This window comes from Methyloceanibacter sp., assembly GCF_051306395.1.
GTDB lineage: Bacteria > Pseudomonadota > Alphaproteobacteria > Rhizobiales > Methyloligellaceae > Methyloceanibacter.
Genome location: NZ_JBPPND010000215.1, coordinates 1 through 20,397, shown reverse-complemented (window position 1 = coordinate 20,397; position 20,397 = coordinate 1). Strand labels below are relative to the sequence as shown.

The window sequence follows — 20,397 nt, the reverse complement described above, 5'->3', positions numbered from 1 at the left end:
CACGTCCATGCCCACGGCGGTGAAGCCGGACACGAGCGCGGACTCGATCATATAGCCCGACAGGCGCGTGTCCTTGCCGATCACCACCCGATGGCGGTAGGAGCCGTTGGTGAAGAGTTTGCCGGCAGCCATGCCGACCTTGAGCGCCACCTCCGAGGTCATCGGATACGAGTTGGCGCTGCCACGGATTCCGTCCGTGCCAAAAAACTTACGAGCCATCCCGGTCATTCCCCCGTCTGCGCCGCCGGACGGTACCCTCGTTCGAACTCACCCGGCTTAACATCGGATTATGCTCCCGGTCGTGGCGAGATGCGTTCAACAAATGTAAGCAAAGATTACATCCCATCCCAGATCGGACGCCGATTTTCCTTAATTTTCAATACCAAACATGCTTGCGCGCCAGACTGCAAGGGCTTGGCGGCTGCCCGCCACGTCGTGCACCCTCAGGATCTGAACCCCTTGCGCGGCCGAGGCGATGGCCGCCGCGTGGCTGCCCGGCTCGCGGGACTTCGGGTCTTTGTTTTGACCGAGCCCGCCGATGAAGCGCTTGCGCGAGGCCCCCACCAAAAGCGGCACGCCGAGCCCGTGAAACAGGCTGAGATTGGCGAGCAACGCGAGATTATGGGCGAGCGTCTTGCCGAAGCCGAGCCCCGGATCGGCGGCGATGCGCGCCCGCCCGATCCCGGCCGCTTCGCACGCCTCGATCCGCGACTCCAGATAGTCGAATACCTCCAGCACCACGTCGTCGTACGTGGGATTGTCCTGCATGGTCTTGGGCACGCCCTGGGCATGCATCAGCACCACGTCGAGCCCCTCTTCCGCCGCCACGTCTAGGCAGGCGGGGTCATAGGTGAGCGCGGAGACGTCGTTGAGGATCTTGGCGCCGGCCTTTGCCGCGGCGCGCGCGACCGTGCTCTTGCGCGTGTCGATGGAGATCACCGCGGGCGAGCCCTTGAGCTCTTCGAGCACCGGCACGACCCGGGAGAGTTCGTCGTCGTCGGCGACCGCATCTGAGCCCGGCCGCGTGGACTCCCCGCCGATATCGACAATCTCGGCGCCCTCCGAGGCGAGCTCGGCCGCATGAGCTACCGCGCCTTCGGTCTCGTCGTAGAGCCCGCCGTCGGAGAAGCTGTCCGGCGTCACGTTGACGATGCCCATCAGCGTGGGCCGCGCGAGGCTGAGCCCGGCGAAGGGTGGACGCGGCCGCGTCACGCGCTCCAGTACGGCGCCGAGATCGGCGTCACGCGATTCCTCCAGCGCCTCGACGGACACAAGGCGCCGCTGCGAGCTGGTCAGGTCGCCTTCGATCACCACAGCAGCCGTGAAGGCGATCGGCCCGCCGGCCAGCGGCAACGCCAGACCGTCCTCGATCGCGGCCTCCGCCGGCGGTCCGTACAGAAACCCAATGGGCCTGAGATAGAGCTTTCCCTCTGCCATGGCTTGAGCCTTAGCACAAAGCAACATGCCCGGCGAAAGGCCGGGCATGCGCAAATTTCATTGGTGACGCGAGGCCTAGGTGGGCTGAGGCTCCAGGCCGCCCGCATCCGGCTCCGGCGGCTTCTTGCCCCGGCCGGTCGACGGCACGGCGGATTGCGGCCCCGGACGCGGCGCTTCCTCGGTGACATCCTCGCGCACCGGCGGCTTGCCATTGAGCAGGTCCTTGATCTCCTGCCCGCTTAGCGTCTCGTACTCCAGCAGCCCCCGGGCGATGGTGTGCAGATCGTCGAGATTCTCGGAGAGGATCTTGCGCGCACCTTCCAACCCTTCATCGACGATGCGGTGGATCTCCTCATCGACAATGGTCTGGGTCTCGTCAGACAGGTTCTGCTGCCGCGCCACGGAATGGCCGAGGAACACTTCTTCCTCGTTCTCGCCGTAAGCCAGCGGCCCCAGCTTATCGGACATGCCGAACTGGGTGACCATGGCGCGCGCAAGCTGCGTCGCCATCTTGATGTCGGATGAGGCGCCGGAAGTGACCTTGTCGTGGCCGAACACGATCTCCTCGGCCACGCGGCCGCCCATGGCCACCGCGATGTCCGCATTCAGCTTCGCGCGGGTATGGGACAGCATGTCCCGCTCAGGCAGGCGCATGACCATGCCCAGCGCCCGCCCGCGCGGAATGATGGTGGCCTTGTGGACCGGATCGGAGGCCGGCTGATGCAGCGCCACGAGCGCGTGTCCGCCCTCGTGATAAGCGGTCAGCGTTTTCTCTTCCTCGGTCATGACCATGGAGCGGCGCTCCGCGCCCATCATGACCTTGTCCTTGGCGTCCTCGAACTCGTTCTGCGTGACGAGCCGCTTGGACCGGCGCGCGGCAAGCAGCGCCGCCTCGTTTACGAGATTGGCGAGGTCCGCGCCGGAAAAGCCCGGCGTGCCGCGCGCGATGATGCGCAAGTCCACGTCAGGCGCCAGCGGGACTTTCCGCACATGCACTTTAAGGATCTTCTCGCGGCCGATGATGTCGGGACGCGGCACCACCACCTGGCGATCGAAACGGCCCGGCCGCAGCAAAGCGGGATCGAGCACGTCGGGCCGGTTGGTGGCGGCGATGAGGATGATGCCTTCATTGGCCTCGAAGCCGTCCATCTCGACCAGCAACTGGTTCAAGGTCTGCTCGCGCTCGTCGTTGCCGCCGCCGAGGCCCGCGCCACGGTGACGGCCGACCGCGTCGATCTCGTCGATGAAGATGATGCACGGCGCGTTCTTCTTCGCCTGATCGAACATGTCGCGCACACGCGATGCGCCGACGCCGACGAACATCTCGACGAAGTCCGAGCCGGAAATCGTAAAGAACGGTACGTTGGCTTCGCCCGCGATGGCGCGCGCCAGCAGCGTCTTGCCGGTGCCCGGAGGGCCGACCAGCAGCGCGCCGCGCGGAATCTTGCCGCCGAGCTTCTGGAACTTCTGCGGGTCGCGCAGGAACTCCACGATCTCTTGCAGATCTTCCTTCGCCTCGTTGACGCCGGCGACGTCATCGAAGGTCACGCGGCCATGGCGCTCGGTCAGCAACTTCGCCTTGGACTTGCCGAAGCCCATGGCCCTGCCGCCGCCCGACTGCATCTGGCGCATGAAGAAGATCCACACCGCGATGAGCAGCAGCATCGGGAACCAAGAGATCAGCACGCCGAACAGCGACGGCACGTCCTCCTCGGACGGCTTGGCGGTGATCTTCACGTTCTTGCTGTTCAGCTTCTCGACCAGGTTCGGATCGTTCGGCGCGTAGGTCTGGAAGTTCCGGCCGTCGGTGAAATGCCCGGTGATCTGGTTGCCGGCGATGGTCACATCCTGGACATTGCCGCCATCAACCTCCGAGAGAAGCTGCGAGAAGCTGATCTCGTTGCCGCGGACCTGTACGCCCGGGGTCTGAAACAGGTTGAAGAGTGCGACCAGGAGAAGGCCGATAAACACCCAGATAATGAAGTTACGGAAATTCGAATTCATGAACTGACCTGACGGCTTGATCTACGGCACGCGCCACCCGGGCGCACGCCCCCCGAAGTCCTGGCGCAGAATGGCTTAGTAAGCCTTGTTAACATAGGAACGGGCACTTCTTTTGCCAAGTAAAGCTAACGGAAAGAGGTGCACGCTTCCTCAATGGCTGGGGCGCTCCGGGCATCCCGCCGCGCCCCCCTTTCAGAATGCGCCCCGCAGGAAGGTCGCCCGGCAGTCAAGGCCGACTTCGTGGCGCGAGGAAGGCGCGGGCTGAAGCGGTTTTCGATCGAAATCGGGAAGGCAAAGTAGCCTGCCACCCCGCCAGCAGCCGGGCAGCGCCCTGGCGGCCGGCGGCGGCAGGGACGGCGGCAGCGCCTCGCGCTCTTTCAGGACTTTTAGGCCCTCCTCCCCCAAGGCCCGCACCGTGATGGGGGCGCTTTCCCCGGCCCCCAGCTCGATGCGGAAGCGATTGTCCCACAGCATCCGCTCGCCAGGACGGAGTTCGAGCTCGGGAAGCCCCGCTTTTCGCATCTCGCGGAAGAACAGGAGCCGGCCGTGCCGCGGCGTGATTCGGCAGCGCCCCAGCGTGTGCGCCTTGTCCGGATCGGCTTTCAGCGCGGCAAGCAGCGCCTCGAGCTTGGCGAGCCGTGACGGCTCGCTCGCCCCGCCCACCGTGAAGATGAGCCGGGCGAGCGCCCGGAGTGCGATCTCCTCGGCCGCCGAGAGCAGTGCCGCAAGGTCGATGTCGGCATAACCCGCCGCGCTCGTCTCGGCGTGGCGGCTCAGGAAATCGTCCGTGGCAGCCTCGAGCGCGGCCCGCGCGCGCCGCAAGCGCCGCGCTGACAAGGCAATCGCCTCCGGCGCGAGCCCCAATCCGGCGAGTGCGTCCACGGCCCCGCGCATGCGCCCGCGCTCGAAGCGCGCATCGTTGTTGCTCGGATCGGTGACATAAGAGAGGCCCGCGTCGTCCGCCGTCGCCGCGAGGCGCACCTTGGGGATATCGAGCAGCGGCCGCAGCAGGTTGAGCCCTGCCCAAGACCCTTCTCGCGGGATGGCGGCAAGCCCATCGAGCCCGCTGCCGCGCTTGAGGCGCATCAAGAACGTCTCCGCCTGATCGTCCAAATGATGCGCGGTGACCAAAGCCTGAATGTCATGGGCCGTGCAGTATGCCGCCATCAGGTCGTAGCGGGCCGCCCGCGCCCGCGCCTGCACCCGCGCATCCACCGCGCCGTGCTTCCAGGTGAGGATCGCATGCGACACGTTATGCGCCTTCGCCGCCCGGCCGACCATCTCGGCCTCCGCGCGGGAGCCGGCGCGCAAACCGTGATCGACCGTCAAGACGAAGAGCGCGGGACGGCCATGCCTGTCGCGCCATTTTGCGGCGAGATGCATCAGCGCGAGACTGTCGGGGCCGCCGGAGACGGCGAGCGCGACGCGCCGAAAGCGCGCCAGCGGAACAAGGAGATTTTCCGCCTCTTCTTGTGAGACTGCTTCTGCGTGCATTCGGGCGCTCGGCTCCTTCGGGCGACAGATGTGTTTCGCTCACAATGCGCCATCGGGCAAGGCGTGCGGCAAGGCTCGCGGGTCAGCGCGCGGCGGTGATGCGCTCAAGACCGTCTGCGCGCGGCGATTCTGCGAGCGGCAGGAGAGCGCGGTGCAGTCCGCGACCAGCCGCTCCTTGCCGTAGGAGACGGTGTGGACGCGGTCGACACGCAAGCCGTTTTGCTTGAGGAAAGTCTCAACGGCGATCGCCCGCTGCGCACCAAGAGTCAGGTTGTGCTGGCGGGTGCCCCACTCATCCGCGTGTCCCTCGACGGTCACGCGGTATCCGGGGTGCCCGTTCAGCCAGCGAACCTGCTTGCGCAGCGTGGCTTGGGCGGCAGGCGACAGGGCCGTGCTATCGCCGGCGAAATAGACCACATCGCCCGCATTGGCCGCGAAATCCTCGACGCCTCCCGGCGTGACCGCCGCGGCGGCCCCTAATTCGTACTCCTTGGGCTGTCCCACCTGCCCCGAGCAGGCGGCAAGCGCCAAGGCGAAAGCAAGCACGCCCGCGAGCGTGCCAGCGCGGCCAAAACCACCGCGGAGACGCATGACCGGTTACTCCCGCATAGCCTTAATTTTCGAAGAATCGTAGGGGCCAGCCGTTAACGCGGCCTTAGCCGGTTCGGGCCTGCGAAAAAATGAGGCTTGAGGTGGAAATATGAGGAGAGCGGCAGGTGGAATATGAGGGGAGTGGCCGAGCGCGGCTCGAAGCCGCCAGTCGGGGGATCGATGCGTCAAACGACGATCGACGCCCAAGGGCTTTCTGGAGCCCAATAGGAAAAGGATGCCCGGAACGCCGCCGCTTAAGCTTCGGCGTTCCGGCATCCATAATCCCGTTGGTTGGAGACCCGAAGGTCTCCGGCAACACTGCTAGCCGAGCTTCAGCGGCTCAACCACAACGGCCTTCTGGTGATGGCCGAAGCAGCCACCAAGAGAAACGGCGGCGGCCACGAGCATGGCGGCGGCGATAACGCCCTTCAAACCCTGCATGGTCTTCTCTCCTTTGGTTAAAACGGCAATAGCCGTCTTTGCATGTACCGGCGCGGCGCAATCAGATCAAGGTGGGACGCGTGTCCTGGGACCGTTTTCCCGGGCTATGATGCGAAAATGCCACGCCGAATCTCATCCTCCAGCCCCATCAAGCTATCCCCCTGAGAGACGCCGATCAAGGCGTGGTTAACCACGTTGGGGCTCCCCGATTAAGAATGGGTGACTGGGTGTTGCAAATTCGCCGCAACCGCGGCGCGTAGGGCTACAACCGGCTGAAAAATGGGCAAAACCGGCGGTAAACCGGCCGAATTCACCCTCAAACACAGGCTTTCGAGGCGATCAGGGCTGCGCGATTTGGTCGGTGAGGAGGGTGACCGGGAGGCCCGCCTCCTTGATGCGGACCAGCACCTTGGCGACGTCGCCATAGGACGTGGCCGCGTCACCCCGGACCCAGACCTGGCCGGTCCCGAAGGTCTCGCTGATGGCCGTGAGCTTCGGTACCAGCTCCTCGAACTCGATCTCCGACTCCTCGAGGAAGATCTTGCCGTCCACATCCACGGTGATGCTGAGCGCCTTCTGCACCGGGGTCACCGCGCCGGCCTCCGTCTGGGGCAGCGCAACCTCGGGCAGATTGGCGTTCTGGCCGATATCCACGCCCATGGTGAGAAGCGGCGCCGTGACCATGAAGATGATGAGCAGCACCAACATCACGTCCACCATGGGGGTGACGTTGATCTCGCTCATCGGCACCCTGTAGCCACGCCGCGCCCGGCGTTTGGAAAGGGCACCGCCATATTGACATCCTGCTGCCATGGCCGTCCTCACATCGACTTGTCGATTTGACGCGACAGGATGGCGGAAAACTCGTCGGCGAAGCCCTCCAGACGGGCGGCGTGCCTCCCGACTTCCGCGTTGAATTTATTGTAGAAAATCACGGCCGGAATGGCCGCGAGCAGGCCGAGCGCGGTCGCGAACAAGGCTTCGGCGATGCCCGGGGCCACCACCGCCAGACTGGTGTTCTTGGTCGTGGCGATGGCCTGAAAGCTCGTCATGATGCCCCAAACGGTGCCGAACAGACCCACGAACGGCGCGGTGGAGCCGACCGTGGCCAGAAAAGTCAGCCGCCGCTCAAGCCTCTCCACCTCGCGGGAGATGGTGACATCCATGACCTTCTCGACCCGGAGCTGGACGCCCGGCATGGGCCGGGTGGCCGCTTCGCCGCTCTCCCGCTCGGTGGAGCGCTTCCATTCGCGCATCGCCGCCACGAACAGCGCCGCCATACCCACATTCCGGCGCTGGGCGAGCGCCTGGTAGAGCTCGTCGAGCGACTGGCCGGACCAGAAGACCTGCTCGAACTTGTCAGTCTCCTTACGCGCCTTGGCGAACAGGAAGAACTTCTCGATGATGATGGCCCAGCTCCACACCGAGGCGGCAAGGAGCCCAACGATGACGAGCTGGACGACGATATGGGCGTTCTTGAACAGCTCCCAGATCGACAGATCGACGGCGACATCCGGATTCATTCACGGCCTCGTGGCATGCGCGCTCCTGGGCGGCTCGCGCAAACTGCTGGTAATATCCCTCTTCGCTACGATCAACACGCCTGCTTCACGAATCGTTCAAGGGCGCCCCGAACCAACTGTCCCAGGCGCTGCGGCTTCCCCGCTTCCGACACCAATACGACACTGACCTTGAGCCGCGCCAGCGCTACCCCGTCACGGCGCACCTCTTGGGATAAGATGAGCGTGGCCCCGCCGATCTCCGCACATTGCGTCACCACTTCCAGAACTTCGTCGATCCGGGCGGGCTTTAGGTAATCCACCTCTATGCGCCGCACTACAAAGACCGATGCTTCCCCTTCCTTCGGGTTGGCGAGGCTGCGATGGTCGATGCCGAGCATGCGGATGAAGTCGGACCGGCCGCGCTCGCAAAACTTTAAAAAGTTGGCGTGATAGACGAGACCGGTGAAGTCCGTGTCCTCGAAATAGACGCGCACCGGCAACACGTGGGTGTCGCCCTCGATGCGGCCGGCAAGGTCGGGCCAGTTGCTCACTCTGCGTCGCTGCCGTTGAAGAGCGGGAACTGCGCCGGCTGTGCCGGCGGCACGATCCCGAGATGTTCGAAAGCAAGTCCCGTCAGCACGCGGCCGCGCGGCGTGCGCGCGATGAAGCCCTGCTGCAGCAGATAGGGCTCGATGATCTCCTCGATGGCGTCGCGCGGCTCCGACAGACCGGCGGCGATCGTCTCGATGCCGACGGGCCCCCCGCCATAGTTCACGGCGATGAGCCTAAGGTAGCGGTGGTCAAGCGCATCGAGCCCGCGGCTATCCACTTCGAGCTGCGACAGCGCGCTGTCGGCGAGCTTGGCGTCGACGGCCCCTGAGCCTTGCACCGAGGCGAAGTCGCGCACACGGCGGAGGAGCCGCGCCGCCACACGGGGCGTGCCGCGTGCCCGCCGGGCGATCTCATGCCCGCCTTCATCGGTGAGCGGCAGACCGAGCAGCCGCGCGCCGCGCCGCACGATCTCTTCGAGCTCCTGCACGGTGTAGAACTCGAGCCGGATGGGAATGCCGAAACGCTCGCGCAAGGGTGTGGTGAGAAGTCCGGTGCGCGTGGTGGCGGCGACCAGCGTGAACTTGGCGAGATCGATGCGCACCGAACGCGCGGCGGGGCCTTCTCCAATAATGAGGTCGAGCTGGAAGTCCTCCATGGCGGGATAGAGGATCTCCTCCACCGCCGGGCTAAGTCTATGAATTTCATCGATAAAAAGGACGTCACGATCTTCGAGATTGGTCAGCAGCGCCGCCAGATCGCCCGCCTTGGCGATCACCGGGCCTGAGGTGGCGCGGACATTGACGCCGAGCTCGCGCGCCACGATCTGGGCGAGCGTCGTCTTGCCGAGACCGGGCGGCCCGGCGAACAGCACATGGTCGAGCGCATCGCGCCGGGCGCGCGCCGCGTCGATGAACACTTTGAGGTTGGAGCGGACCTTGGCTTGGCCGATGAACTCCGAGAGCGTCTGCGGCCGGAGCGCCGCGTCCGGCTGGTCGTCGTCCCGCTTCGCCGAAGCCAGCACACGTTCATTCATTGTGCCAGTTCCTTAAGCCCGAGGCGGATCAGCTCCTCGGCTCGGGCCTCGCGTCCCGCCACGCCGATCGCGGTACTAACGGCCGCGGCCGCCTCGCCATGGGCATAGCCGAGATTGGTGAGCGCCGAAACCGCATCGCGCGCCGCAAGCCCTTCGGGCAGCACGGCGATGGGTTGAGGCGCCGCGCCCCCGATTACGATGGCGGGCGCCAAGGCCGGCATCTTGTCCTTGAGCTCCGCCACGATGCGCGCGGCGACTTTCGGGCCGACGCCTTGGGCGCGCGCGACGTGGTTCTTGTCCTGAAGCGCCACGGCGTTGGCGAGATCGGCGGCGCTCAGCGTGCCGAGCACCGCGAGCGCCACCTTGGCGCCGACGCCTTGCACCGCTTGCAGCGCGCGGAACCAGGCCCGCTCATGCTCGGTGGCGAAGCCGTAGAGCCGCACGCCGTCTTCTCTGAAATGGGTGTCGATCGACAGCGTCACCGGCTCGCCCACCGGCGGCAGCGCGGACAGTTGTCGCGCACCAAGCGTCACCTCGTAGCCGACCCCGCCCACGTCGATGATCGCCGTGGTGAGCGTCAAGGAATCGACGATGCCCGTAAGCTTGCCGATCATGACACTGCCCTCTCGGCCAGAGCAATGGACTCCACCAGCTTCGTCCAACTCCGCGAGTGAGCATGCGTGATTGCGATGGCGAGCGCGTCGGCTGCGTCGGCGCTGTCGGGCACCGCCCGGGGGAGCAGGCATTTCACCATGGCGCGAATCTGATCCTTGTCCCCGTGGCCCGCCCCCACCACGGTCTTCTTCACCGCGTTGGGCGCATATTCGGCAATCACCAGACCCTGCAAGGCGGGCACCAGCATGGCGATGCCCCGCGCCTGGCCGAGCTTCAGCGTCGCCGCGGCATCCCGATTGACGAAGGTTTGCTCGATGGCCGCCTCCACCGGTGCGAACTGCGACAAGACTTGCGAGAGCCCGTCGAACAGTTGGCGCAAGCGCTCCCCGAGGCTGCCGTCCGCGTCCGATGAGACCGAGCCGCAAGCCACATAGGCGAGTCTGACCCCATCGGTGTCGATGACGCCCCAGCCCGTGCGCCGCAGGCCCGGGTCGATGCCCACAATGCGAATCGCGTCCCTCATAGGCGAATCGTAGCACAGGGCACGGCAGGAGCAGGATGCCAGGAGGGGCAAATCAACCGCCAGGGGGAACGGATTTTGCTAGCCCGGCGTTAGGGATTTGGGCGTACGCAGTGTGGAGTTCCGAGGGAAGCAACTCCAAGCGCCCATTGGGATTTCTAGGGGGAGCACCGCCATGACCGGTGCCAGTGGCGTCCTCGACCCTGTCGAGGCCGCGAAGGACGACATCAGCAGGTCGAAGCGCCTCATCGCCTCGACCCTGGACGACCTCACGCAACATCACAGCTGGCTGGAAAGCTACCACCGGGACGAACGCCGCCGGGCCCAACGCCTGAGACGCGAGGATGCGTTGCGCCGGCTCGAACTGAAGCGCCAGCGCGCGGCCTGGCTGTCGCGGCGCCTCGCCCTCGCCACCTATGCCTTTGCGCGTACCACCACCGCCTTCCTGGTGCGGAACGGCAGGGCCTTTCTGACCTGGGCGACGCCACGAGCCCACGCGCTTTCGCGCCTAATGATGCGATGGATATCTGCCGGAGCCTCCTGGGCTTGGCGCACAGGGCTTTCGCTGTCCCGCACCGGCCTCGAGGCGAGCACCGCCGGGCTTGCGTGGACGATCCGCGCCTCGGATCAGGCCGGCATCGTCTTCCGGGGGCAGGTGTCGGCCTATGCTGCCCTGCTGAGCGCCAAGGCCGCCATCCTCGCGGCACCCGGCCTCCGCAGAGCCTCGATCGGCTGGATACGGACAAGACATAGGGCACGGCGCATTGTGTCCACCTTGGAGGCGCGGGCCTCCGACGGCTGGTCCAAAACGCAAAGCGCCGTGTCCCATTGGATCATGGTTGAGAGCCCAAGACTGGGGCGCGGGCTGGCTAGCAAAGTGACAGCCGGCACCACGCGAACGCGCGTCCTGGCTGCGGGCCTCTCGCGCGCGGCTTTCAAGACCGGCACTGACAGCTGGTCTTGGGCCGCGTTGCGAGTCCGGCAGGCTATCGAGAAGAACGCGGCGACTGGACATCGCGCCCTGATCGTGCGCCCCAGCACGGCCTTGGTCTGTATCGAGCCGCGGCGCGGCGGATTGCCTGCTGTTCTCACAAGCTGAAGCGCTAGCGATCCAAATACCGGGCTTTGAGATCGCTGGTCCGCGCCTCGGTGTGTTCGAGCAGGCAGCTCAAAATGGCGCCGGCCGCACCGGTTCCGCCATACCACTCGAAGCCCACGGCGTCGCAATCGTGCTCCTTGAACTGTATCCAGGCGCGTTGGGAGTCGAGCAACTCGTCCTTCCAAGCCTTGGCTTCCTTCGCCGGCAGATAGTCGGCGTCACTCACATGGGCCATGACCTTCTTCCAGACGGCGTTCAGCTCCGCGTCGGCGCGCGTGTATTCTTTATCCAGGCATTCGCGTATGGCGATGGTCGTGGCAGCGTCGGCGCACGGGCTCGCTGCGTCCGCCTGGTCTCCGCCGACCGCACCAAGCCACGCCAAGCCGCCCAGAACCGCGGCGAGATACCATAATGGGCGCGGAGGTTTGCGCATGCCCCCGTTCGCGTGTGATAGAGCGCTCATCCTGCCCCCTTGACGCTTGGCCTGCCGTCAATCTTCCTCATTGTCATGGCCAAAGTCTCGCACGACCGGGCAATGCTTTGAAAGCCAATGGGCAATTCCAACACACGCCCGGCGCGGAGGATACAACCGACCAATGCCGAACTGGCGACATCTCCTGTGTCTTGTTGCGATGGGCCTCGCCTTCTTGCCGCCCGCGGCGCCGCTCTCACGCGCGCAGGACGCCCCTGCTCCGGCGACGGCACCCGAGACGCCCCCGGCTGAAGCCCCCGCCGCCGACGCGCCGACGGCCGAAGCGCCAGCGGAAGCAGCGCCATCAGCGAATGGGCCAAAAGCCGAGGGCAGGCCATCAGACGCCGAACCTGTCGCGCCCGAGCCCGAAGTCAACAACGACAAGACCGTTGTCGCGTTCGGCGCGGCACTCGATCAATGGGCCGATCAGATCAAAGCGCAGGAGGAGGCGATCGCCGACGAGGCGACGACCGATGAGGAGCTCAGGACCATTCCCAATCTCCTCGAGGCACTGCGCGAGGAGATTGTCGGGCAACGCGCGAAGTTGAGACCCAAGCTCCAGGGCGCGCGCGAACGGCTGGAGAAGCTCGGCCCCGCGCCGGAAGACGGCGCGCCGAAAGAAAGCGCCGAGATCGCCGCGCAACGCAAGCGACTCGAGGCCGAGGTCGCGGCCATCGACGGCAGGCTGAAACAGGCGGATATCCTTTTTGTGCGCGCCGGCCAACTAATCGACGCGGCGAACAATGAGCGCCGCGACCGCTTCACCGAGTCATTGTTCGAACCGGTGCCGAACTTTTACTCCTATGTCATCCCGACGGGCCTGGAGCGTGTGCCCCAACGAACCGATCAGGTGCTCGCCGCAATCGGCGACTGGTTCGAGCACGCCTGGAATATCGGCGCCGTCTTTCTGATCCTTCTCTTCTTTATTCCGCTTGCCGCCGCCGCGGTCGTGGCGCGCTTCACTGGGCGGCACGAAACACGTCACGAAGCGGCGCGCCAGGCGGAAAAGGACGAGGCGCCGACCCTGCAGCAATGCGGCACCGAGGCCTTCAAGAAGTCTGTGTGGCGATGCTTGCCGGTCTGGACGGGGCTCGCCGTGTTCTATGCCATCAACGCTTCCGCGGGGCTCGCGGACCCCACCCTCGATGGGTTTCTCCTCAAGGCCGTGCTCTCGATCGGCTGGGCGATCTTCCTTGGCAGCCTGGTCCGTCAGTCGCTCGTCCCCCAGGATCCAGCGTACAAGTTGATCCCGGCAAGCGAGCCCATGGCGTGGCGCATCGCGGGACTGCTGTGGGCCCTGATTGCTTTCTGGCTGGTCGACCAGCTCTCCGTGCTGACGGATAGCGTCGTGTACATGCCTTATCAGGTCTCGGTGTTGCGTTCGGCGATCTTCGCGGCAATTTACGGCGTGCTATTGGCCGTCATCCTCTTCGCCATTCAGTCAGGCCCGACCACGCGCAAGGCTGCGTTCAGCGGCTGGCGCGGCTGGCTGTTTTCGTTCATGGCGCTGCTGGCGGCCGTCATCCTGCTCGCCATGCTGCTCGGCTACGAATCGCTCGCGCGCTTCATCGGCACCCATCTTGTGACCACGACCGGGGTGCTCTGGATCATGTATCTGCTGCATCTCATGGCGGAGGACATTTCCAGCGTCAGCGTCATCTCCGGGGCGCCGATCGACGACGAGCTCGACGAAGACAAGGACATGGGCGCGCCGTCGCTGCTGACGATCCGCATCATCGTCAGCCTGCTCCTAGACATCGCCATCATCGCCGTGGGCGTCACGATTCTCCTGCTTCTGTGGCGCTTCGATTGGGTCGAGGTGAAGGGGTGGATTCAGGCGGCGTTTTTCGGCTTCCAATTCGGCAACTTGCACATCTCGCTTCAGTCGGTGCTGATCGCGCTCGCCGTCTTCGCGGTCGGTCTCTTGCTCACGCGCTTCGTGCAACGCTGGTTCACGGGCCGGGTGTTCGCGGGCCGGCGCAGCGACTCCGGTCTCAATGACTCGGTGCGGGTCGGCATAGGCTATCTGGGCTTCGTGCTCGCGGCTGTTGCCGGCATCTCCTATCTCGGAGTCGACTTCTCGAATCTCGCCCTCATCGCCGGCGCGCTGTCCGTCGGTATCGGCTTCGGTCTCCAGAGCATCTTCAACAATTTTGTCTCCGGACTCATTCTGCTCGTCGAGCGTCCCATTAAGATCGGCGACTACATCCAAGTCGGCGACCAGGAGGGGACGGTCAAGAAGATCAGCGTGCGCTCGACCGAGATCGAGACCATCCATCGGCAATCGGTGATTGTCCCGAACGCCACACTCATCACCGACCCCGTGGTCAACTGGATGCATCTCGACAAGAGCTGCCGCCTCGACATTCCCATCGGCGTCGACTACGGCACCGATGTCGAGCTCTTGCTCTCCACGCTACTTGGGGTGGCCGAGAAATATCGCGGCGTGCTCAAGTCGCCGCCGCCCATCGTGCATTTCGCGGGCTTCGGCGACTCATCGCTCGATTTCGAGCTGCGCGTGTTCCTGCGCGACGTGCGCGAGCGCATCAAGTCGATGAGCGAGCTCCGCTTCGCCATCCTCGCCGCGCTTCGGGAGGCGGGCATCAGTATCCCGTTCCCGCAGCGCGATATGCACATCAAAAGCGACGATGTGGCCCAAGAGAGCGCGGCGAAAGATGGAAAAGCGCCCGCCCGCCCCCGGGCCAAAGCGAAGCGCCCCACAACCCAGAAGGGAACCTGAGGGCTCACTGTCGCGCCCCTCGAATAAATGAAAAATACTTCAATCACTTGGAACCCATCAACCAACGTGTAAGGCCGATGGCGCTATAGAGCGTCTATGACGGATGGCGAGAGGCAGGGCGGGTTTCTGAGGGCTGGCTCTTCGGCCATCGACGACTCCTATCGGCTTCTCGTCGAGAACATCACCGACTACGCCATCTATATGCTCGACCCGAACGGGATCGTCACCAACTGGAACCGCGGCACCCAGCGCTTCAAGGGTTACGCGGCCGACGAGATTGTCGGGCGGCATTTCAGCCAATTCTTCACCGATCAGGACCGCGCCGACAAGTTGGCGGAGGGATGATCCACGAGGCTGCGGCTCTGGCCGACCGATGACGGGACCGCGCATTATGGAACTCTTGAACGGCGCACAGCACGACGGCCTTGCCCGCTGGCCCCACCTCCCGGCGAAACTTGCCGCCCAAGACACCGAGGACGAGACCGCGCCGACCGTCTTCAAGCGCGCCTAAGCGCACCCTGCCAAAGCTGACTTCCTGCTAGCTGACGTGCGGCCCGCGCATTTCTTGGATGGCGGCCTGGATACGGCGCCAATTCGCGGCTTCCGCCTTGTCGCCATGCTTCTCGCACTCGGTCGCCTTCTGGGCGGCCTCGACCGCCGCCTTCTGGCCATGGGTTCCCAGAAAGCGCCGTGCATAATCGTGGATTTCGTTCATATCCATGGAACGGCCTCCTTGGTGCTGCTTAGTGGAACGCGAAGCTCTTCGATGAAGATCGCGATCGCCAAGAGACAGATCAAGAGGGGCCATTGAAAGGCGAGATCGCGATTTTCCCCGGTAACGAGGGGCACCGGCAGCTAGGTCTTCGCCTCGTCGGCGGCTTCCGGCAGCTCGACGGTTTGCACGAGCCCGCCGTCAGGTCTGTTGGCGATTTCGATGCGCCCGCCTGCCCGGCTCACGATCTCGTAAGCGATGGTCAGTCCGAGGCCGGCGCCCGGAATATCCTGGCGGCGCGCTCGGTCGGCGCGGAAGAAGGGTTCGAACACCTGGTGAATGAGATCCTCCGGGATGCCCGGGCCGTCGTCCTCGATGACGATGCGCGCCATGGTGCCGTCGCCGCTCACGCTGACCCGCGCCCGAACGCCGTGGGTCGCCGCGTTGATGATCAGGTTGCGTAGCGCGCGGTTCAGCTTGAAGCGGCTCGCCCGTATCGTGACAGGGCGCAAGTTCACCCCGGTCACGTCGAGTCTCTGCTCCTTGAGGTCGGTGCAGATGTCACCGACCAGCTCATCGAGCCTGATGCGTTCCGGCGCCGCGGCGCCGGTCTCTTCGCGCACCAGCATAATGGCGCTGTCGCCGATGCGCTCGAGCTCGTCGAGATCGTTGAGCCATTTGCCGCGCTCCTCCTCATCCGGCACGAACTCGGCCCTGAGCCGCATGCGCGTGATCGGCGTGCGCATATCGTGGCCGGCGGCGGCCACAAGCCGCATGCGGCTCTCCATGGAGCGCTTCAGCCGGGCCGAGAGAGAGTTGAGCGCCTTGGCCGTGGCCCGCACCTCCGCCGGGCCCCGTTCGGGCAGTTCCGGCATCAGCCCGTCGGGGCCGACCGAGGCCACCGCATCTTCCAGAAACACAAGCGGCCGCACCATTCGGTTGGCCACGAACACGGCGATGACAGTGGCGCCGAGCGCGATCACCGTCAGCCATCTGACCAAAGCCTTCCACGGCGGACCGGGCGGCGGCATGCCGGAGGTCGGCATCCACAGCCACCCGCGGTCCGCGATGGGAACCGAGACGATCAGCGGCGCATGGTGCCCGTCGCGCGATATGGTGACCGGAAGATCGAGGCCACGCGCCGTCAGGACCTCGCGCAAACCCGCAGTCGATCGCTCGTAGAGTTGCCCGGGCGCGGGCTCTTCCTCCAGTGTAACCGCGCCGGGAGCTTCGTTGATGAGCCCCAGCACCAATTCGACTTGCTGCGCCGTTCCTTCGAGTGCGCGTTCGGAGCGCTGCGGCGGGCCCAAGAGATAGAAGAGCACGACGGTCAGGAGGCCGACGACCGAGACGATGGCCACGACCAAAAGCACGGCGATCTTCACGCGGAGGGTGTTCACGCCTGCCCGTCTCCCATCTCGACCTTGGCGGCGAGCTGATAGCCGCCGTTCCGCACCGTCTTGATGAGTTGTGGATCCTTGCCGCCGAGCTTGCGGCGCAGGCGGCTCACCAGAACGTCGACAGAGCGGTCGAAGCCGTCGCCCTCGCGGCCGCGCGTGAGATCGAGCAACTGATCGCGCGACAGCACGCGGCCGGGGCGGTCGAGAAACGTTTTGAGCAGATCGAACTCCGCACCCGTCAGATCGACGTCCTGGCCTTTCTCGTTGGTCAGCCGGCGCAGCTGCGGATCGGCCGTGAATCCTTCGAAGCGGTAGACTTTGAGGTCGCTCGATTCGGGAACCGTCTCGGCATGGCGTCGCAGAACGGCACGCACCCGCGCGATCAGCTCCCGGGGATTGAAGGGCTTGCCGAGATAATCGTCGGCGCCGATCTCCAGGCCGATAATGCGATCGACATCCTCCTTCAGCGCGGTCAGGAGGATAATGGGGACGGTGGAACGCTGCGCCCGCAAGTCCCGGCAGGCATCGAGGCCCGAGCCGTCAGGCAACATCACGTCGAGCACGATCAGATCGACCTGATGCGTCGCCAGCTGATCGTGCAGCTCCTGGCAGCTTGCTGCCAGCAGCACGCGAAAGCCCTGGCTCTCCACATAGCGCGCGAGGAGCTTGCGGATTTCCGGGTCGTCATCGACGACGAGTATGCGTGGCGGGGCGGTCATTGAATTCGCCTCCTTCTAGCCTCGTCCAGCGCCGGCCACGAGAGGAATCTTGTAACGAAATCCGTCCGTCTCCGGCCCAGCAATGTTTCGACATAAAACTCGTTCACGCAGCAACGTTCGGATACGCGCGGACCAAGAAGGGCAACGAAGAGACCTTAGGTAAGAGCCTGACACCAATAACTTGAGGATGCTGGAAATGAAGTTCTCGAAAAGGATGGCCTCGATCGCCGTCGTCGCCGCGCTCAGTATCGCGGGTCTCACGGCGGTGACCCTGGCGGCCGGTCACGATGGGCGCTGGAGCCAAAGTGCCTGGGCCGGTGAAGGCAAGAAGATGTGCGACCGCGGCGAGGGCCGCAAACACGGCATGCATGGCCGGCGCGGGCACCACGGCCCAAAAGGTCCTGACTACCTGGCCAAGAAGCTGAGCGTCATGGAGACCGAGATCGGCATCCGCGCCGACCAGCTCGACACCTGGCGCGATTTCACCGACGCGCTGCAGGCCACCATGAAGCGGCCCATGCGTCCCGGCGGCCCCGGCATGACGGCGCCTGGCGACACCACCGAGCCTTTCTCGCTCGCCGAGGGCTTCGCCGACAGGTCGATCGAGCGCGCCAAGAGCGCCGAGAAGCTGAAGGCGGCGATCGGCGCACTCCGCACCACGCTCACCGCGGAGCAGCTCAACAAGGTCAAGGAGATCGAGGCGCGCGTTCGGGCGCGTTTCGCGAAGCACGGTCACGGTACTCACGGCTGGAAAGGCGGCCCCCATCACGGCCCGGACGGCAAGGGTCCGCATGGCGGACCGCCGCAAGCCGGCCCTGATGGCGGTCCTAGCAATGGTCCTGGCGACACGCCGGACGATGACGAGGACAACGATAAGGACGCGTAACGCCTTCCCCAGTCTAGCCGCACCTCTCCGCGGCTAGAAACGCGAAAGGCGGGAGCCACCGGCTCCCGCCTTTTTTCGTGCGCTATTTCGCGGACGGCATCGGCACGGCGTTGGCGAACAGCTCCTCGCCCCATGCGTGAAGCGGGTTGCCGAAATCCGATTTCGTATGGACCCCCTTGCCCTTTCGGCCCTCCCATTTCGCCCCGTAGGTCTCGTACGGAAAGTGCTGCACGTAGTAGTCGCAAGTCTCCTCCCAATGGGCAATCGACAGCGACTTGCCGTAATGCTGGCAGTAGAGATCCGTCTCGACCGACGTCATGCCGCGCGGGGTGCGGCCGTCGCCCTCGGCGAAGCCGATTTCCGGCCGGTTGCGCCACAGCATGAGGATGTCCCTCTGCTCGGGGCCGTAGAAGCGGCGGAAGTCGAGCAGCCGCTGGTCCGAGGTGTAGGGTGCGTGATCCTCCGGGGTCATATAGGCGTCGAACAGACGGACCCGCACCGCATCGCAGTCCTCGCGGGCGCCGCCCACGAAACCGCGCAAGTTTCCAGCGACCCGCTCGTCCGGGTCGAAGCAGAACATCCATTCATGGGGCAGCGCCTCTCGCGCTATATCGAGCAGAAGTCCGCGATGCCGCCCTTCGGCGCGCTTCCGCGCCTCCACATCCTGCTCCCAGGTCTGATTGGCGACGATCAGCGCGACCTTGGGATGGGCGCGCAAGATCTCGACGGTCTCGTCAGTGCTGGCGTCGTCATAGGCGACGATCGCGTCCACATGGGCGCCGAGATAGTCGAGCGTGTCGGGCAAGATCAGCGCCTCGTTGCGCATGCGCGTCATGGCGACGAGCAGATGGTCTTCGCCCAATAGCGCTTCGTTGCCGGTGATGACCTGCTCGGTGTCGCGGAGCGGCCAGCGCTTGACGTCGCGGCTCACATCCAAAAGCGGTCGATCACCGCCACGATCCAGATCAGCGCTGTCAGCGCGATGACGCAGAACACGCCAGCCGAGGCGAGATCCTTGGTGACCTTGATGGCCTCGTGCTTCTCCGGGTGCAAATGATTGCACAACCGTTCGATCGCGGTGTTGAGGAACTCGGCGGCGAGCAGCAGGATCAGGCTCCCCATCAGCGCCGCCCAAATCCACAGATCGGTGGCGACGAAGAACGAGACCGGCAGGGCGATGAGCGCAAGGAACGCTTCCTGCTTGATGGCCGCCTCGGTCTTGAGCCCCTCGCGAAATCCGCCAAGCGTGTTCAGAAACGCCCTGCCGATACGCGCCAGACCGCCTTTGCCAGGCAACGCAGACTGCTCTTGCAAGTGCTTGTACTTAGCACCGTCCGTCGGGGCATCCATGTGAGGGCCTTTCAGGCTCAAGCCGCCGTCAGCTTTTGCAGCACGTCGTCGGACACGTCGAAATTGGCGTAAACCTGCTGTACGTCATCTAACTCGTCCAGCGCGTCGATCATGCGCAGCAGCTTCTCGCCGGCTTCCTCGTCGATCGGCACATCGGTCTTCGACCGCCACAGGATCTGCATGGTGCGCGCCTCGCCGAAGCGGTCCTCCAGCGCTTTGCCGACCTGATGCAGCTCGTCCGGATTGCAATAGACGACATGGCCGTCGTCGGCGGTCTCGACATCGTCGCCGCCGGCCTCGATGGCCGCTTCGAGCATCTCGTCGGCGGTGGCCTTGTCCAGCTCGAAGGCGATGGCCCCGAGCCGGTCGAAATTGAAGGAGACCGCGCCGGTCTCACCCAAATTGCCGCCATGCTTTGCGAAGATGGAACGCACCTCGCTTGCCGTGCGGTTGCGGTTGTCGGTCAACGCCTCGACGATGACGCCGACACCGGCCACGCCGAATCCCTCGTAGCGCACCTCCTCGAAATTGTCGCCGCCCGCCTCCTGGCTCTTCTTGATGGCCCGGTCGATATTGTCATTGGGCATGTTCTGGGCCCGCGCCGCCTGGATCGCCGTCCTGAGTCGCGGGTTCATGGCCGGGTCGGGCAGCCCCAGCTTCGCCGCGGTGGTGATCTCGCGGGCGAGCTTTGAAAAGAGCTTGGCGCGCTTCTTGTCCTGGGCGCCTTTGCGGAATTGGATGTTCTTGAATTTGGAATGGCCTGCCATGGCCTGTTCCCTAGTCGTTTCAGGCCCGCGCGGTCAAGACCCGCCCCCCCGGGTGCCGCTGGG

General features: G+C 65.1%; 20 protein-coding genes and 2 pseudogenes. 4 read left to right on the top strand and 18 right to left on the bottom strand.

Annotated features, from left to right (window positions below; translation table 11 throughout):
- From glmM to ruvC, 11 genes and pseudogenes are all read right to left on the bottom strand, one after another.
- Positions 1-219, bottom strand: a pseudogene (gene glmM / locus ACSLE4_RS11320) (phosphoglucosamine mutase); the annotation flags it as partial.
- A 150-nt stretch (positions 220-369) separates the two neighbouring features.
- On the bottom strand, positions 370-1,437 hold the full coding sequence (folP, locus tag ACSLE4_RS11315; RefSeq protein ID WP_435904553.1) for a dihydropteroate synthase: 1,068 nt from the start codon (positions 1,435-1,437) through the stop codon (positions 370-372).
- Between the two features lie 75 nt (positions 1,438-1,512).
- On the bottom strand, positions 1,513-3,441 hold the full coding sequence (gene ftsH, locus ACSLE4_RS11310; protein WP_435904552.1) for an ATP-dependent zinc metalloprotease FtsH: 1,929 nt from the start codon (positions 3,439-3,441) through the stop codon (positions 1,513-1,515).
- A 192-nt stretch (positions 3,442-3,633) separates the two neighbouring features.
- Entirely contained in the window at positions 3,634-4,935 is a 1,302-nt protein-coding gene (gene tilS, locus ACSLE4_RS11305) for a tRNA lysidine(34) synthetase TilS (protein ID WP_435904551.1), read from the bottom strand.
- Between the two features lie 39 nt (positions 4,936-4,974).
- Positions 4,975-5,526, bottom strand: a complete 552-nt coding sequence (locus tag ACSLE4_RS11300; protein ID WP_435904550.1) for an OmpA family protein — start codon at positions 5,524-5,526, stop codon at positions 4,975-4,977.
- A gap of 780 nt (positions 5,527-6,306) precedes the next feature.
- Complete coding sequence (locus ACSLE4_RS11295) at positions 6,307-6,780, bottom strand: biopolymer transporter ExbD (protein WP_435904549.1); 474 nt, start codon at positions 6,778-6,780, stop codon at positions 6,307-6,309.
- An 8-nt stretch (positions 6,781-6,788) separates the two neighbouring features.
- Positions 6,789-7,490, bottom strand: a complete 702-nt coding sequence (gene tolQ / locus ACSLE4_RS11290; protein WP_435904548.1) for a protein TolQ — start codon at positions 7,488-7,490, stop codon at positions 6,789-6,791.
- Positions 7,491-7,561: 71 nt separating this feature from the next.
- Entirely contained in the window at positions 7,562-8,020 is a 459-nt protein-coding gene (locus ACSLE4_RS11285) for a YbgC/FadM family acyl-CoA thioesterase (RefSeq protein WP_435904547.1), read from the bottom strand.
- Complete coding sequence (ruvB, locus tag ACSLE4_RS11280; protein WP_435904546.1) at positions 8,017-9,054, bottom strand: Holliday junction branch migration DNA helicase RuvB; 1,038 nt, start codon at positions 9,052-9,054, stop codon at positions 8,017-8,019. The genes ACSLE4_RS11285 and ruvB overlap by 4 nt, the downstream gene beginning before the upstream one ends.
- Positions 9,051-9,668 carry a Holliday junction branch migration protein RuvA gene (ruvA, locus tag ACSLE4_RS11275; RefSeq protein WP_435904545.1) on the bottom strand — a complete coding sequence of 206 codons (618 nt, stop codon included), beginning with the start codon at positions 9,666-9,668 and terminating at the stop codon, positions 9,051-9,053. The genes ruvB and ruvA overlap by 4 nt, the downstream gene beginning before the upstream one ends.
- Entirely contained in the window at positions 9,665-10,192 is a 528-nt protein-coding gene (ruvC, locus tag ACSLE4_RS11270) for a crossover junction endodeoxyribonuclease RuvC (RefSeq protein ID WP_435904544.1), read from the bottom strand. Before ruvC ends, ruvA begins: the two co-directional genes overlap by 4 nt.
- 172 nt (positions 10,193-10,364) lie before the next feature.
- Here ruvC and ACSLE4_RS11265 point away from each other — a divergent pair, with 172 nt between their 5' ends.
- Entirely contained in the window at positions 10,365-11,288 is a 924-nt protein-coding gene (locus tag ACSLE4_RS11265; protein WP_435904543.1) for a hypothetical protein, read from the top strand.
- Between the two features lie 4 nt (positions 11,289-11,292).
- On the opposite strand, the gene ACSLE4_RS11260 is transcribed toward ACSLE4_RS11265, so the two are convergent.
- Complete coding sequence (locus ACSLE4_RS11260; protein WP_435904542.1) at positions 11,293-11,751, bottom strand: lysozyme inhibitor LprI family protein; 459 nt, start codon at positions 11,749-11,751, stop codon at positions 11,293-11,295.
- Between the two features lie 133 nt (positions 11,752-11,884).
- Here ACSLE4_RS11260 and ACSLE4_RS11255 point away from each other — a divergent pair, with 133 nt between their 5' ends.
- A complete protein-coding gene (locus tag ACSLE4_RS11255; protein WP_435904541.1) occupies positions 11,885-14,500 on the top strand; it encodes a mechanosensitive ion channel domain-containing protein in 2,616 nt (871 codons plus the stop codon).
- Between the two features lie 96 nt (positions 14,501-14,596).
- Positions 14,597-14,833 (top strand): annotated as a pseudogene (locus tag ACSLE4_RS11250) (PAS domain S-box protein); the annotation flags it as partial.
- 205 nt (positions 14,834-15,038) lie between these two features.
- Here ACSLE4_RS11250 and ACSLE4_RS11245 read toward each other — a convergent pair.
- The 3 genes from ACSLE4_RS11245 to ACSLE4_RS11235 all read right to left on the bottom strand — a co-directional run bounded on the left by ACSLE4_RS11245 (position 15,039) and on the right by ACSLE4_RS11235 (position 17,331).
- Positions 15,039-15,221: a hypothetical protein gene (locus tag ACSLE4_RS11245; protein WP_069623545.1), complete on the bottom strand. Its 183-nt coding sequence runs from the start codon at positions 15,219-15,221 to the stop codon at positions 15,039-15,041.
- Positions 15,222-15,355: 134 nt separating this feature from the next.
- Positions 15,356-16,612 carry an ATP-binding protein gene (locus ACSLE4_RS11240; protein WP_435904540.1) on the bottom strand — a complete coding sequence of 419 codons (1,257 nt, stop codon included), beginning with the start codon at positions 16,610-16,612 and terminating at the stop codon, positions 15,356-15,358.
- Entirely contained in the window at positions 16,609-17,331 is a 723-nt protein-coding gene (locus ACSLE4_RS11235) for a response regulator (RefSeq protein ID WP_435904539.1), read from the bottom strand. The genes ACSLE4_RS11240 and ACSLE4_RS11235 overlap by 4 nt, the downstream gene beginning before the upstream one ends.
- A 196-nt stretch (positions 17,332-17,527) precedes the next feature.
- On the opposite strand from ACSLE4_RS11235, the gene ACSLE4_RS11230 reads away from it, so the two are divergent.
- On the top strand, positions 17,528-18,217 hold the full coding sequence (locus ACSLE4_RS11230) for a hypothetical protein (RefSeq protein WP_435904538.1): 690 nt from the start codon (positions 17,528-17,530) through the stop codon (positions 18,215-18,217).
- Between the two features lie 82 nt (positions 18,218-18,299).
- Here ACSLE4_RS11230 and ACSLE4_RS11225 read toward each other — a convergent pair whose 3' ends face one another.
- Genes ACSLE4_RS11225 through ACSLE4_RS11215 form a run of 3 tightly spaced genes read right to left on the bottom strand, consistent with a single transcriptional unit; the run spans position 18,300 to position 20,334 of the window.
- A complete protein-coding gene (locus ACSLE4_RS11225) occupies positions 18,300-19,148 on the bottom strand; it encodes a glycosyltransferase family 2 protein (RefSeq protein WP_435904537.1) in 849 nt (282 codons plus the stop codon).
- Entirely contained in the window at positions 19,145-19,567 is a 423-nt protein-coding gene (locus tag ACSLE4_RS11220; protein WP_435904536.1) for a diacylglycerol kinase, read from the bottom strand. Before ACSLE4_RS11220 ends, ACSLE4_RS11225 begins: the two co-directional genes overlap by 4 nt.
- A gap of 17 nt (positions 19,568-19,584) precedes the next feature.
- The gene (locus ACSLE4_RS11215) at positions 19,585-20,334 is read right to left on the bottom strand and encodes a YebC/PmpR family DNA-binding transcriptional regulator (protein WP_435904535.1); all 750 of its coding nucleotides are present in this window, start codon (positions 20,332-20,334) and stop codon (positions 19,585-19,587) included.
- Positions 20,335-20,397 lie beyond the last annotated feature (63 nt).